The following is a 12,225-nucleotide window of genomic DNA, read 5'->3' as shown; positions in this document are numbered from 1 at the left end:
GCAGCCGAGCCGAGGGAGTACGTGTGAGCGTCTGCGGGTTGTTGCTGGCCGCCGGAGGCGGGCGGCGTTACGGGATGCCCAAAGCGCTCGCACCCACGCCCGGAAGTCCCGGGGAACTGCTCGTGGAGCGCGGCGTACGGACGCTGACGGAGGCCGGGTGCTCGCCCGTCGTGGTCGTGCTGGGGGCCGGGGCGGAGAAGGTGCCGGAGCTGCCGGGGACACGGGTGGTGGTCAACCCGGGCTGGGCGAGCGGGATGGGGTCGTCGTTGCGGGTGGGGCTCGCGGAGGCCGAGGGGGACGCGGTGGTGGTGCTGCTGGTGGACATGCCCGGCGTGACGGCCGAGGCGGTGCGGCGGGTGAGCGCGGGGGCGGGCTCCTCGTCCCTGCGGGCGGCCACGTATCGCGGGAAGCGAGGACACCCGGTGCTGCTCGGCCGGGCGCACTGGGACGGGGTGGCGGAACTCGCCGTGGGGGACGTGGGAGCGCGGCCCTACTTCAAGGCCCACACGCCCGAACCGGTGCCGTGCGAGGACGTCGCGGACGGCCGGGACCTGGACGTGCCCGATGCGTGACGTCCTGGACGAACTGATGGAGCAGTGGTCGCGGGGACGCCCCGTGGGGCTGGCGACCGTGGTGGAGACGTGGAAATCGGCTCCCCGTCCGGCCGGGGCGTCCATGCTCGTCTCGTCCTCGGGCGAGGCGCTGGGGAGCGTGTCCGGCGGATGCGTCGAAGGCGCCGTCTACGAGGTGGCCTCGGAGGCCGCTTCCGACGCCTCCTTCACGCCTGTGCTGGAGCGCTACGGGGTCAGCGACGACGACGCGTTCGCGGTCGGGTTGACCTGCGGGGGGACGATCCACGTGTACGTCGAGCGCGTGACTCCCGAGACGTTCCCGGAGCTCGGGGAGGTCGCGGAGGCGATCCGCACCGGGGTGCCGGTGGCCGTCGTGACGTGTGTGGATCCCGCCGACACCGAGAGGTTCGGCCGTCGCATGGTCGTCTTCGGCGACCGCACGTCCGGCTCCTTCGGCTCGGACCGGCTGGACGAGGCCGTCACCGACGACGCCCGGGGGATGCTCGCCTCGGGAACCACCGGGACGCTCCGCTACGGGCATGACGGGGAGCGCCGGAAGGACGAACTGACGCTGGCGGTGGCCTCCTACGCGCCCAAGCCGCGCATGATCGTCTTCGGGGCCATCGACTTCGCCGCCGCGCTGGCCCGTACGGGCTCCTTCCTGGGCTTCCACGTGACGGTCTGCGACGCGCGTCCCGTCTTCGCGACCCGCCGCCGGTTCCCCGACGCGGACGAGGTGGTCGTCGACTGGCCTCACCGCTACCTGAAGGCGGAGGCCGAAGCGGGCCGTATAGACGAGCGCACCGTGCTGTGCGTGCTCACCCACGACCCCAAGTTCGACGTGCCCCTGCTGGAGGTCGCCCTCCGCCTTCCCGTCGCCTACGTCGGCGCGATGGGCTCGCGCCGCACACACGAAGACCGGCTGTCACGTCTTCGTGAAGCCGGCCTTCGACCCGGTGAACTGGCCCGCCTGCGCTCCCCCATCGGGCTGGACCTGGGCGCCCGCACGCCGGAGGAGACGGCCGTCAGCATCGCCGCCGAGATCATCGCCGTCCGCTGGTCCGGCACCGGAGAGGCGCTCACCGGCGTCGAGGGCCCCATCCACCGCGGTTAACGCACTGAGGCGGTGAGCTCGACCTCCAGCAGAGCGCCGGGAACGAAGAGCCGTGACACCTCGACGGTCGTGCTCGCGGGCGGGTCTTTCAGGAAGTAGCGGCTGCGGACGGCGCCGTACTCGCGGAGGCGGGATAGGTCCGTGGTGAAGGTGCGGATGTGGGTGACGTCCTCGAAGGCGCAGCCCTGATCGGCGAGGACGCGTCCCAGGAGGACCATCACGCGTTCGGACTGCGCGGTCATGTCGTCCGGGCCGACGAGTTCGCCGCCGTCGTCCAGCGCGACCTGTCCGGAGACGAACAGCAGGTCTCCCGCGCGGGTGGCGTGCGAGTAGAAGCCGTTGGTGGCGGGGACGGTCGGCGGGTTGATCGTTTCGACGCGGCTCGCCCGCACCGGTCCGGCGGAGAGCGCTCTGAGGTCGGAGTCCCCCCGGCCCGCGGCGACCTCGTCACGGAGCCGGGCGTGCGCGGCGGCGGCAAGCGTGCCCGCGGCGGGGCGTGCCAGGGCGAGGTCCTTGGCCGCGAGGCCCAGCGCGTAGCCCGTTTCACAGGGGGCGGTCGCGGCGCGGCGAGCGAAGGCGCCCATCGGCGTGCCCTCCAGGACTTCCAGCAGCAGTTCGCGTTCGACGCCGAGTGAGCGGCCCAGCTCCAGGGTCTCGGCGAGCAGCACGGTGCCGGGGACGACGGCGCTCATCACCGCCGTCTTCAGCGCGGCTCCCGCGCCCGGGGCGCCGACTTCCCGCACCGTGCCGAACGTCTCCAGCACCGGGCGCACCCGGGTGAGGTCCTGCTCGAAGCCGGCTGCCAGGACCGTCAGCCGCCCCGTCCGCGCGGGCTCCACGCTGCCGAGGACCGGGGCGTCCACCAGCCCGACCCCCTTCGGCAGCAGGCCGCGCAACCCGCCCACCGCCTCCGGCCCGATCGTCGACATCTCGACCACGACCGTCCCCGGCTCCAGCCCTGGAAGAGCGGCGGTCAACGTCTCCTCGACGGCGGCCCCGTCCCGCAGCATCGTCACGACGATCCCGGCTCCGGCGACCGCCTCGGCGGGACCGGCCGCCGTGACGGCCCCCGCCACGTCACGGGCCGTCCGGTTCCACACGGTCACCTCGTGGCCCGCCGCGACGAGCCGTTCCGCCATCGGGACGCCCATGCGCCCCAGTCCCATGAATGCGATCACGTCCACGACGGTAGGCATCACGGAGGCATTCCACCAGCGACTACATTTCATGGAACCCATGCGAGGGAGGAATATGTTCGACACCGACGCCCTGCGGCTGCTCGTCACGGTCGCCCGCACCGGATCCTTCACAGCAGCGGCGGCCGAGCTGAACTACACCCAGTCCGCCGTCTCCCGCCGCATCGCCACCCTGGAACGCGAAGCCGGCGGCCCCCTCCTGGAACGGCTCCCCCGGGGCGTGCGCCTCACCCCGGCAGGGCGGGTCCTGCACCGCCACGCCGAAGCCGTCCTGGACCACCTGGCCAGGGCCGAAGCCGACCTCGCGGCCCTCCACGGCGGCTACGGCGGCACCCTCCACGTCGGCGCCTTCGCCACGGCGAACGTCTCCCTGCTCCCCACCGCCCTGCGCCTCTTCCACGAGACCCGCCCCGGCGTCGAGGTCACCCCCGTGGAAGGCCCGTCCCGCCGCCTCATGCGCCTCGTGGCGGACGGCTCCCTGGACCTGGCGATCGTCAGCGACTACCCCGCCGGCCTGGCCCCCCTGGACGGCGTGACGCTCGTCCCCCTGCTGGAGGACGCCCTGCACGTCGCCCTTCCCCCCGCCCACCCCCTGGCCGGCGAACCGGACCTGGACCTCCGGGACCTGCGCGAGGAGACCTGGATCCAGCACGGCCCGCCCGGCCGCCCCACCCTCCTCACCGACGCCTGCTCCCGCGCCGGCTTCGCCCCCCGCAAGATCATCCGCATAGCCGAGTGGACCGGAAAGTTCGGCTACGTCCAGGCCGGCCTGGGCGTCACCCTCGTCCCCTCCCTGGCCCTCCAGGCCGTCCCCGCCACCCTGAGCCTGCACCCCCTGAACACCCTGACCCGCTCCGTCCACCTGGCCCTGCCGGCCACTCCCCTCCCCGCGGCCGCCGAGCTGAAGGCCCACCTCGTGCGAGCCGCCGAACGCGCCTGACCCGGAGGCCCGGGCCCGGCCGAACGGGGACTCCCACCGCCGCCCGGAAGCCCGGCCCCCGGCCGTTCAGGTCAGCGCATGGTGGAGCCTCCGTCGACGCTGAGGACCTGGCCGGTGATCCAGGAGGCGTCGTCGGACAGGAGGAAGGCGACGGACGCGGCGATGTCCGCCGGATCGCCGAGCCTGGGGAGGCGCTGGCCGCGCAGGACGGCGTTGCGGAACTTCTCGGGGAGGGAGTTCTTGAGCTGTTCGGTCAGCACCACGCCGGGGGCTATGGAGTTCGCGCGGACGCCCTCCTTGCCCCAGCGGGAGGCGACGTGGCGCATCAGCGCGTTGACGCCCGACTTGGCGACGCCGTAGCCGACCCGTTCGGGCTCCCCGGCGAAGGCGGCGCCTGAGGACGTGTAGACGATCGCGCCGCCGCCCGCTTCGAGGAGGCGGGGGACGGCGTGGCGGGTCAGCAGGAGGTAGCCCCTGAGGCCGACTTCCAGGGTGCGGTCGAATGCCTCCAGGTCGATGTCCACGGCGTCGGTGTCGCGGGCGAGGACCCCCATGTCGGCGGCGTTGGCGTGCAGCCCGTCGAGCCGCCCGTACTCCTCGACGGCCCGTTCGACCAGCGCGGCGACCGACGCCTCGTCCGCCTGGTCGTAGTGGACGGCGAGACCGCCGATCTCTCCGGCGACCTTCTCGGCGTTGCCCGTCACCAGGTCGCCGACGACGACCCGTGCCCCTTCGGAGGCCAGGCGCCGTGCGGCCGCCTCGCCGATTCCGCCGCCGCCGCCGGCGACGATGACCACTCTGTCGTGAAAGCGCATGGGCGCAGAATAGAACACGTTCTACTTCTGGTCACGGGGAGAGCTCAGCTCAGCACCCGCACCTTCGCCTGCTGGAACTCCTCGTCGGTGATCACGCCCTTGCTCCTGAGGTCGGAGAGCTTGGCCAGTTCGTCGGCCTTGCTGTGGGGATGCGTTTCCGCGGCGTCCCGGACGTAGGCCTTGAACTGTTCATCCTGCTGCTGGACCAGCTGCATCTCGCGGTGGCTCATGCCCCCGCCTCGGACGATGAGGTAGATGAAGACGCCCAGGAAGGGCAGCAGGAGGATGACCACCAGCCAGGCCGTCTTGCCCCAGCCCCCGAGGTCATGACTGCGGAAGATGTCGGTGATGATCCGGAAGAGCAGGAAGAACCACAGGATCCAGATGAAGAACACCATGATGGTCCAGAAGAGGTTCAGCAGCGGGTAATCGTCCATGCCCCGGTTCCTTTCTGTCGGGTCGACCGGACCGCGCACGCCCGACGCGGAAGGCGCGTGCCTGCGGATGGCGACCTCGAAAGAATCCCCGCTCAGCTGGACAAATACATTCATTCTTGTTTAACGAGACACCCTGGGTACACAGCCCGACACCTTGTTCTCGCAAAGCCTCGCAGCCCGGAATCGTCATCTTCTGAGTACTTAAGGGAGTTTTTTCTCCCCACGGCGTCTTGTGGCGGCCACCGTGTCGATCTACCGTCCAGTGACTCATTCGACCACCGCGTATCAGCATCCCGGAATAACCGGACGCGGGCCCCGCCCCGCGGGCCTCCCCACCCCCCAGGAGGAGAAGAACATGCGTGTTCCGTCTTTCCCGCGCCCCCGCGGATCCCTGCTGGCCGGCGCCGTCCTGACGGCCGCCGCCCTGACCGGCGCCACCGTCCCCGCCGTCGCGGCGCCCCTCTCCGCGCCCGCGCTGCAAGACGTGATGTTCGTCGGCAACAACTGGGAAGGCACCGCCGACGTCATCAAATCCAGCGGCGACTTCGCCAAGATAGGCCGGATCAACGTCATCCCCGACAAGGAAGAACGACTCCGCGAGATCTACCTCAACCCCCTCAAGCTCATCTTCTTCCTGGGTATTCGGGAGACAGTCGGCGAAGGGCACGACCAGTACGTGGACGACATGTACTCCACGCCCGACGGCGGCGCCCTGGTCGCCTCCCGGCCCAGCTTCGCCGACGTCGTCTCCATCGACGTCGCCACCGGGCAGGTCAAGTGGCGTTTCCCCGTCTCCGGGTTCCGCGCCGACCACATGGCCGTCTCCCCCGACGGCACCCGGGTGGCGGTGTCGGCGTCCACCTCGAACACGGTGCACGTTCTGGACATCAACACCGGAGCCCAGGTCGGCTCCTTCAAGACCGGTGACAAGCCGCACGAGAACGTCTACACCGACGGCGGCAGGTACCTGTGGAACATGTCCATCGGCGAGGTCAACAACGACTCCGACGAACCGTGGCAGGACTTCCTGAAGGGCGACCGCAAGATCACCGTCGTGGACACCACGACGTTCAAGGTCGTCAGGACCATCGACATGCGCCAGCGCCTGGACGCCTTCGGCCGCAAGGACCTGTCCGACTCGGTCCGCCCCGTCGCCTTCACCCCCGACGAGTCCAAGCTGTACTTCCAGGTGTCGTTCTTCAACGGCTTCCTCGAGTACGACGTCGCCACCGACAAGATCCTCCGGGTGAAGACGCTGCCGAAGAACCCGAACACCAGCGACGACCGCAAGACCTACGTCAACGACTCCCGCCACCACGGCATGTCCATGAGCCCCGACGGCACGAAGCTGTGCATCGCCGGCACCATGGACGACTACGCCACCGTCGTCGACCGCGTCTCCCTCACCGAGGGCCCGCTGGTGCCCGCCGCCAAGCCCTACTGGGCCACGGTCAGCGGCGACGGCAAGGCCTGCGTCATCTCCGAGAGCAACGCCGACCAGGTCACCGCGATCAGTTTCGCCACCGGCCAGAAGATCGTCTCCGTGCCGGTCGGCGACCACCCGCAGCGCGTCCGCGTCGCCCGCGTCCCCGCCGGCTGGACCTCTCCGTCCGGCGGCTGACCCCGCCCGGGCGGGAGAGGGAGCCGCCGGCGGCGACCTGCGCGAACGCCCCGCCCTGCCCGATGCCACGGAACCCGGCATCGGGCAGGGCGGGGCGGGGCGTCAGGGAGTCTCGCGGAGCTCGGTGCCGCCGCCCGTGACGGTGCCGACGCAGCTGAGGGACACGGAGGTGTGCGGGCCCGCGTCGACCCACTCGGTGTACTTCGTGCTGAGGACCGGAATGCCGCGGCTGCTGGTCAGGCATTTCATCATGCCCCGGTACTGGCCGGTCCCCGAGGCGCAGTTCCTCGTCACGACGGTCCTCAGAGTGCCGTTGGGGGTCACGCTGCGGTCCGCCTTCACGGTGCAGTCGGCGGGAAGGGCGGAGGCGGGGGAAGCGGTCCCGATCACGGCGACCGGGAGGACGAGGGCGGTGGCCGCGAGCACCGCGGCGGCCTTGACGCGAGAGCGCATGGTCTGTCTCCTTTTCAGCCGCCTCGAACGGCCCGGCGGGCCGGATCACGATTCCGGGCGGCTTCGCCATGATCAGCCGGATCGTGTCCCTGGCGCCTGAGCCGGGTGTCCCTTTCGAGGTCCCTGAAAACCGGTCCGTGTCCCGGGTCACGGCCTGGCGGGACAGATGATCTTTTCGCTGGAGAGATGTAGCTTTCTTTCGGGAGATTCTCCATTTGTGCGAGAAGATCACCTCAAAGATCGATTGAAGGAGCCAAAATGGGACGAGTGGCAGGCAAGGTCGCGTTCATCACGGGCGCGGCGCGCGGGCAGGGCCGTCGACACGCGGTGCGGCTCGCCGAGGAGGGCGCCGACATCATCGCGGTCGACACCACCTCGCCCGTCGACAGCGTCCCCTACCCGCTGGCGAGCGCCGACGACCTCGCCGAGACGGCCCGCCAGGTCGAGGCCCTCGGCCAGCGCGTCGTCACCGCGGACGCCGACGTCCGCGACCTCGCCGCCCTCGAGCGCGCCGTCGAGCGGGGCGTCTCGGAGCTCGGCCGCCTCGACATCGTCCTGGCCAACGCCGGCATCTCCACCTTCGCGCCCGTGCTGGAGATGAGCGAGCAGACCTGGCAGGACATGATCGACGTCAATCTCACCGGCGTCTGGAAGACCGTCAGGGCCGCGGTGCCCCGCATCGTCGCCGGCGGCCGCGGCGGCTCGGTCGTCATCACCAGCTCGCTCGCCGGGCTCAGCCCCCTGAAGAACGTCGGCCACTACGCGTCGGCGAAGGGCGGCCTCGTCATGCTCATGAAGGTGATGGCCAAGGAGCTCGCCTCCCACAACATCCGGGTCAACACCGTCCACCCCACCGTCGTCGCCACCGACATGGTCCTCAACGACGCCACCTACCGGCTCTTCCGCCCGGACCTCGAGAGCCCGGGCCGCAAGGACTTCGAAGAGGCGTCCGCCTCCCTCAACGCCCTGCCCGTCGGCGTGCTCGAAGCCGACGACGTCTCCAACGCCGTCCTCTACTTCGTCTCCGACGACAGCCGCGGCGTCACCGGCACCACCCACCTCATCGACGCCGGCGGATCCCTCTGAACCGCAACCCGACGACCCGCACCCCCGCGGCCCGTACCTCCAGGTCCGGCGGCTGAAACCGCTCGGGCGGGGGAGGGCCGCGCCCCTCCCCCGCCCCGGCGGTTCCCTCACCGCTCCCCTTCGAGCCGGACCAGCAGCTCCCCCACCCTCCCCACCGCGTCCGCGACGAGCAGTTCCCGCGTCCGCCGCAGGACCCCGTGCGCGTCGAGCGCCTCCCGCATCGCCTCCGCCAGCAGCCCGACCCCCACCTCCACCGGGATCACCGCCCCCGGGAACTTCGAGAACCGCGCCCACGCCGTCTTCCCGCCCCGCACCTCGTCGGGCTCGACCCCGCACCCGGCCGAGAGCGCCGCCACGATCCCCCACCCCCGCCCGCTCTCGTCCAACTCCCCCGCGTCCCTCGGCTCCGGCATCCGCCCGGAGGAGTCCCACACCTCGACCCGCACGCCCCCGAGCAGCTCGACGACGCTCACCTCCACCGCCGCCACCCCCGCGTGCGCGAAGACATTCGTGACCAGCTCGGACACCACGACCCGCCCGTCCTCCACGAGCCGCTCCAGTCCCCACTCCCGCAGCGCCGAGACGACGACCCACCGCGCCTTCCTCGCCGCCGTTTCATCGGCGGTGAACACCTCACACCACCGATTCAGCTCCCCGCCGTCCCCGCCCATCCCGACTCGCGCCCCCATCACCCTCCCCCTCACCGGTTCCGGCCTACCGATGACGAGTCTGACGAGGCGCCCTTAGCCTCACCTGTATCCACGGGAGAAAGACACACTAGATACAGCTGGGAGTGAGCGTTGAGTGTCGCCGAGTCACTGGATCCAAGATCGTCCATCCATACCTGGATATCCGTCTACCTGCGTGAACAGCGCCTGAAGCGCGGACTCTCCTACGCCCAGACCGCCCTCATCATGAAGTGCGGCCGCTCTACTGTTTCTAATATCGAGGCGGCCCGTCTCAAGCTCACCATGGACCAGGCCGTACGCCTCGACCGCGCCTGGGACCTGGGTCAGCAGCTCCAGATCATGCTCCACTTCGCCCGCACCTCCCACGATCCGGAATGGTGGCGCAGCTACACCGAATACGAGGCCCAAGCGGAGATCATCAAGCTGTTCAAGTGCACGGCGGTTCCCGGCCTGCTCCAGACCAGGGACTACGCCCATGCGCTCCTCGTCGCCGGACGGGCTCACGATCCCGGAGCGGCCGCCGAGAAGCGGGTGGCCAGGCAGGCCATCCTGCACGAAGAGCAGCCGCCCGACGTCTTCGTCCTGCTGGCCGAAAGCGTCTTCGACTGCCATGTCGGAGGCGCGGAGACCATGCGGAAGCAGCTGACCCACCTCTTGGAGATGGACCGGCTGCTTCATGTGACGATCCGCCTCGTCCCCCGAGGGACGGAAGCCCACGTCGGCTTGGACGGCTCGTTCAACATCGTCAGTACGCCCACCGGCACCATCGGCTACGTGGAGGCGGTCAACGGCGGCAGGCTCATGACGGATCCAGGCGAGGTCCGCGATCTGGGGATACGGTACGACCGGATAAGTGCCCTCGCGTTCCCTAGGTCCACAACGCTGGAATTCCTTCAGAGAACAATGGAGAGCTTCCAATGAAAAGCCCCCAGTGGCGCAAGAGCAGCTACAGCATGACCTCAGCCGAAAGCGACTGCGTGGAACTTGCCGGTCTCCCCACCGGCATCGGCGTCCGCGACTCCAAACGCCCCCACACGGGCCACCTCTCCCTCGACCGAGACCGCTTCGCCGGCCTCCTCCGCAGGCTGAAAGAGATGCCGTGACGGTTCAGCCTGTCTGACGAGAAGTATCCGGAGCGTCGACGGCACGTCAAACCAGTGCGTGAGCTCACCGCGCTCCCCACGGGCATCGGCGTCCGCGACTCCGAACGTTCCCGCGCAGGCCGTCTCTTCCTCAGCCGCCACCGCTTCTCCGCCTTCCTCCACGGACCGCGAAGACGACGCCCTGAGCAGGTGACCCCGCTGTCACCCGGGGGCGAGGACGTGGCCGATCGTCACCCCGTCCGATCCGGGCTCGGCCCGGAACACCCGTGCCCCGGCGGGGCGGGTCACCTTGAGCCGGTCGGCGGTGGTCCAGGCGACGGTGACGTGGGGGCCTCCCTTGGTTCCAGGGGGAACCGGTTCGTGGCCGTGGTCGACGACGAGGACGTTGCCGGGTTCCTCCGGGCGCTCGTCTGCGGGCAGCACCGACACGTGGGTCGCGGCGCTCGAGGTGGCGCCGCAGTCGTAGTCGTGGACGAACGCCCGCCGCTCCCCGTCCGGAGACGGAGCCTGGGACACGACGCGGACGACGCAGCCGGAGCTCAGCAGGCGTCCGGCCCGGTGGTACAGGCCGACGGCCGCCGCGACGCAGAGCAGCGGCACGATCACCGCGACGACCCGCCGCCGCGGGAACCGGCCATGAGGCCTCGGTCCAGCACTCGGCGCCAAGTCGTCCTCCCCTCCTCTTCGGATGCCGTGGAACGGCCACCGGTTCGGGCCGGCCCGCCTGAAGGACGGGTGTGAAGTCTCTGAGAGGTCTTCCGGCGGCGGTCGCCGGGACCTGTGAGCCGGGCGGGGCCGTCGGCTTCCGGTCAGTTCGCCGACATGCGGTCGGCCAGCCAGCCCGCCATCGCGCGGACGCCGACGCCGATGGCGCGCTCGTCCGGGACGAAACCGCCGAGGTGGGGGTAGCTCTCGGTGATGTCGGCGTCGGGGGCGCGGACGCCGAGGAACGTGTAGGTGCCGGGCAGCCGGTCCAGGAACAGCGAGTAGTCCTCACCGCTGAACGGGATCGCGGCGTGCATCGTCGTGACGGCGTCCGGGCCGAGAGTGCGGCGCAGGTGCCGTTCCAGGGCCCTGGCCTCCCTCTCCGGGCAGACCATGGCGGGGAACGGGTCGGCGGGGAAGCTCACCTCGTGGCCGGGGTGCTGCCCGGCGAGGCGCTGGATCTCGTCGCGGACCTCGACGTACCGCTCCTCGGGCCAGCACCGGTAGGACGCCTCCACCTTGACCCGGCCTTCGGCGTCGGCCTCTCCCGTCCGGGCGCGGACGAAGACGAACCGGGCCAGCGGCCCGTCAGGGGTCTGGACGTCGCGGATCAGCCGCTCGAAGTCCGCGGACGTCTCGGGGGACGTCACCGTGCCGAGCCCGTTGATCGCGGCCGCGAGCCGCTGTGCCCGCTCCGCCGCGTCGGGCCCCCGCAGGACGACTGCGGCGCGATCCTGGCCCGGCAGCCCAGTGCCGGGGGTGACGGCGAACTGACCGACGGGGAACGGGCCGCAGTGCAGGGCGTGGATCTCCCGGGGCCGGTACCTCTCCAGCACGCCGTCGTCGAGCATCGCACGGGCGCCCGACAGGGTCTCCTCGGCGGGTTGGAAGAAGAGGACCAGCCTGCCGTCGAGCCTGTGCCGCAACCGCGCCAGGACCTGCGCGACTCCGACTCCCACCGTGGTGTGCAGGTCGTGCCCGCACAGGTGCGCGGCTTCGGTGCCGCCACCGACCTGGTCTTTCGCCGGCACCGCGTCCATGTCCGCGCGGTACGCGACCGTCCGGCCGGGACGTGCGCCTTCGAGGACGCCGACGACTCCGTGCCCGCCGACCCCTCCGGCCACGGTGAGGCCCGCTGCGCGGAGCCGGCTCGCCACCGTGTCGGCGGTGCGGCGCTCCTCCCCCGCGAGCTCGGGGCGGTGGTGAATGCGACGGCGCAGCGCGACCAGTTCGAGGTCGAACCGCGCCGCTACGGCGTCTATCTCCTTCTGATTCACCGGCCCGCCGCCTCCGGCGAGGGCGGGGGCGGCGGAGGCCAGGACGGCTCCCGCGCCGGTCATCACGGTGCCGCCGAGCAGGGCTCGACGGGTGAGGGCGTGCTTCTTCGGCTGCGGCACTTCTTCTCCAGTGGTGGGGGGCGGCTGCTGCGATCGGGCGAGTACGTGTGATCCAGAAGCTACGAAGCGGCCTGTAGGGCGGTCCACACGCCGGAGA

General features: G+C 70.8%; 14 protein-coding genes. 7 read left to right on the top strand and 7 right to left on the bottom strand.

Annotated elements, in window-relative coordinates:
- The first annotated feature begins 23 nt into the window (after window positions 1-23).
- The gene (locus tag ABD327_RS13435) at window positions 24-572 is read left to right on the top strand and encodes a nucleotidyltransferase family protein (RefSeq protein WP_344450672.1); all 549 of its coding nucleotides are present in this window, start codon (window positions 24-26) and stop codon (window positions 570-572) included.
- Window positions 565-1,686 (top strand): XdhC family protein, encoded by a 1,122-nt coding sequence (locus ABD327_RS13430; RefSeq protein ID WP_344450671.1) that lies wholly within the window; start codon window positions 565-567, stop codon window positions 1,684-1,686. Before ABD327_RS13435 ends, ABD327_RS13430 begins: the two co-directional genes overlap by 8 nt.
- On the opposite strand, the gene ABD327_RS13425 is transcribed toward ABD327_RS13430, so the two are convergent.
- A complete protein-coding gene (locus ABD327_RS13425; protein WP_344450670.1) occupies window positions 1,683-2,864 on the bottom strand; it encodes an NAD(P)-binding domain-containing protein in 1,182 nt (393 codons plus the stop codon). The two genes, ABD327_RS13430 and ABD327_RS13425, sit on opposite strands and share 4 nt — an antisense overlap.
- A 73-nt stretch (window positions 2,865-2,937) precedes the next feature.
- On the opposite strand from ABD327_RS13425, the gene ABD327_RS13420 reads away from it, so the two are divergent.
- Complete coding sequence (locus ABD327_RS13420) at window positions 2,938-3,822, top strand: LysR family transcriptional regulator (RefSeq protein WP_344450669.1); 885 nt, start codon at window positions 2,938-2,940, stop codon at window positions 3,820-3,822.
- A gap of 71 nt (window positions 3,823-3,893) precedes the next feature.
- Here ABD327_RS13420 and ABD327_RS13415 read toward each other — a convergent pair whose 3' ends face one another.
- Together ABD327_RS13415 and ABD327_RS13410 are read right to left on the bottom strand one after the other, a co-directional pair.
- On the bottom strand, window positions 3,894-4,637 hold the full coding sequence (locus tag ABD327_RS13415; RefSeq protein ID WP_344450668.1) for an SDR family NAD(P)-dependent oxidoreductase: 744 nt from the start codon (window positions 4,635-4,637) through the stop codon (window positions 3,894-3,896).
- A 44-nt stretch (window positions 4,638-4,681) separates the two neighbouring features.
- Window positions 4,682-5,074, bottom strand: coding sequence for an SHOCT domain-containing protein (locus tag ABD327_RS13410; RefSeq protein ID WP_344450667.1), 393 nt, complete (start codon window positions 5,072-5,074; stop codon window positions 4,682-4,684).
- A gap of 355 nt (window positions 5,075-5,429) precedes the next feature.
- Between ABD327_RS13410 and ABD327_RS13405 the strand changes: the two genes are divergently transcribed.
- Window positions 5,430-6,695 (top strand): YncE family protein, encoded by a 1,266-nt coding sequence (locus ABD327_RS13405; protein ID WP_344450666.1) that lies wholly within the window; start codon window positions 5,430-5,432, stop codon window positions 6,693-6,695.
- A gap of 102 nt (window positions 6,696-6,797) precedes the next feature.
- Here the strand turns inward: ABD327_RS13405 and ABD327_RS13400 are convergent, their stop codons facing one another.
- Window positions 6,798-7,148 carry a hypothetical protein gene (locus ABD327_RS13400; protein WP_344450665.1) on the bottom strand — a complete coding sequence of 117 codons (351 nt, stop codon included), beginning with the start codon at window positions 7,146-7,148 and terminating at the stop codon, window positions 6,798-6,800.
- A gap of 258 nt (window positions 7,149-7,406) precedes the next feature.
- Here ABD327_RS13400 and ABD327_RS13395 point away from each other — a divergent pair, with 258 nt between their 5' ends.
- On the top strand, window positions 7,407-8,234 hold the full coding sequence (locus tag ABD327_RS13395; RefSeq protein ID WP_344450664.1) for a mycofactocin-coupled SDR family oxidoreductase: 828 nt from the start codon (window positions 7,407-7,409) through the stop codon (window positions 8,232-8,234).
- 107 nt (window positions 8,235-8,341) lie between these two features.
- Here the strand turns inward: ABD327_RS13395 and ABD327_RS13390 are convergent, their stop codons facing one another.
- Window positions 8,342-8,923, bottom strand: coding sequence for an ATP-binding protein (locus ABD327_RS13390; protein WP_344450663.1), 582 nt, complete (start codon window positions 8,921-8,923; stop codon window positions 8,342-8,344).
- Window positions 8,924-9,034: 111 nt separating this feature from the next.
- Here ABD327_RS13390 and ABD327_RS13385 point away from each other — a divergent pair, with 111 nt between their 5' ends.
- Both ABD327_RS13385 and ABD327_RS13380 read left to right on the top strand, forming a co-directional pair.
- Window positions 9,035-9,844, top strand: a complete 810-nt coding sequence (locus tag ABD327_RS13385; RefSeq protein WP_344450662.1) for a helix-turn-helix domain-containing protein — start codon at window positions 9,035-9,037, stop codon at window positions 9,842-9,844.
- Entirely contained in the window at window positions 9,841-10,026 is a 186-nt protein-coding gene (locus tag ABD327_RS13380) for a DUF397 domain-containing protein (protein WP_344450661.1), read from the top strand. Before ABD327_RS13385 ends, ABD327_RS13380 begins: the two co-directional genes overlap by 4 nt.
- 201 nt (window positions 10,027-10,227) lie before the next feature.
- Here ABD327_RS13380 and ABD327_RS13375 read toward each other — a convergent pair whose 3' ends face one another.
- Together ABD327_RS13375 and ABD327_RS13370 are read right to left on the bottom strand one after the other, a co-directional pair.
- Window positions 10,228-10,692 carry a hypothetical protein gene (locus tag ABD327_RS13375; protein ID WP_344450660.1) on the bottom strand — a complete coding sequence of 155 codons (465 nt, stop codon included), beginning with the start codon at window positions 10,690-10,692 and terminating at the stop codon, window positions 10,228-10,230.
- 143 nt (window positions 10,693-10,835) lie between these two features.
- Window positions 10,836-12,128, bottom strand: a complete 1,293-nt coding sequence (locus tag ABD327_RS13370) for a M20 metallopeptidase family protein (RefSeq protein WP_344450659.1) — start codon at window positions 12,126-12,128, stop codon at window positions 10,836-10,838.
- Between the last annotated feature and the right edge of the window lie 97 nt (window positions 12,129-12,225).

The organism is Actinocorallia aurantiaca (assembly GCF_039533685.1).
Classification (GTDB): Bacteria; Actinomycetota; Actinomycetes; order Streptosporangiales; family Streptosporangiaceae; genus Actinocorallia; species Actinocorallia aurantiaca.
This window is presented reverse-complemented; position numbering and strand designations above follow the sequence as displayed.

Coding starts and splice junctions, on each gene's coding strand:
- ABD327_RS13405 (WP_344450666.1), top strand. CDS start 5,430: ATGCGTGTTCCGTCTTTCCCGCGCCCCCGCGGATCCCTGCTGGCCGGC.
- ABD327_RS13415 (WP_344450668.1), bottom strand. CDS start 4,637: ATGCGCTTTCACGACAGAGTGGTCATCGTCGCCGGCGGCGGCGGCGGA.
- ABD327_RS13410 (WP_344450667.1), bottom strand. CDS start 5,074: ATGGACGATTACCCGCTGCTGAACCTCTTCTGGACCATCATGGTGTTC.
- ABD327_RS13380 (WP_344450661.1), top strand. CDS start 9,841: ATGAAAAGCCCCCAGTGGCGCAAGAGCAGCTACAGCATGACCTCAGCC.
- ABD327_RS13390 (WP_344450663.1), bottom strand. CDS start 8,923: ATGGGGGCGCGAGTCGGGATGGGCGGGGACGGCGGGGAGCTGAATCGG.
- ABD327_RS13430 (WP_344450671.1), top strand. CDS start 565: ATGCGTGACGTCCTGGACGAACTGATGGAGCAGTGGTCGCGGGGACGC.
- ABD327_RS13420 (WP_344450669.1), top strand. CDS start 2,938: ATGTTCGACACCGACGCCCTGCGGCTGCTCGTCACGGTCGCCCGCACC.
- ABD327_RS13395 (WP_344450664.1), top strand. CDS start 7,407: ATGGGACGAGTGGCAGGCAAGGTCGCGTTCATCACGGGCGCGGCGCGC.
- ABD327_RS13400 (WP_344450665.1), bottom strand. CDS start 7,148: ATGCGCTCTCGCGTCAAGGCCGCCGCGGTGCTCGCGGCCACCGCCCTC.